A 345-nucleotide genomic window follows, 5' to 3' on the forward strand; every position below is an offset into this window, starting at 1 on the left:
AAGGCTTCGACAAAAGCCGGGCGGCAGTCCGGGTAGATGAAATGATCCCCACCATGGACCGCTGCCGCCACGGCATCGGCCTGTTCCGCCGCGGCGACGCCAAAGGCCACTGCCAGCATGATTGCGTTGCGATTGGGTACGACGGTGACGCGCATGCTGTCTTCCGCATAGTGCCCCTCGGGGACCGGGCCGCCGCTGGTCAGCGCCGATCCGGTCAGGAGGCCCCCGACCGCGGCGATATCGACGACGTCGTGTGGCACGCCGAGGCGCATGGCGCAGCTGCGCGCGAAGTCCAGCTCCTTCTTATGGCGCTGGCCGTAGTCAAACGACAGGAGGCGGGTGAGG

1 protein-coding gene is annotated in these 345 nt (G+C 67.2%); it reads right to left on the reverse strand.

Annotation, left to right across the window (positions count from 1 at the left end):
* Nucleotides 1-345, reverse strand: a 345-nt coding sequence (locus ACWGS9_RS35560) for a 7-cyano-7-deazaguanine synthase (RefSeq protein ID WP_454509528.1), incomplete at both ends; no start/stop codon positions are given.

This window comes from Mesorhizobium sp. Arg314, assembly GCF_053714275.1.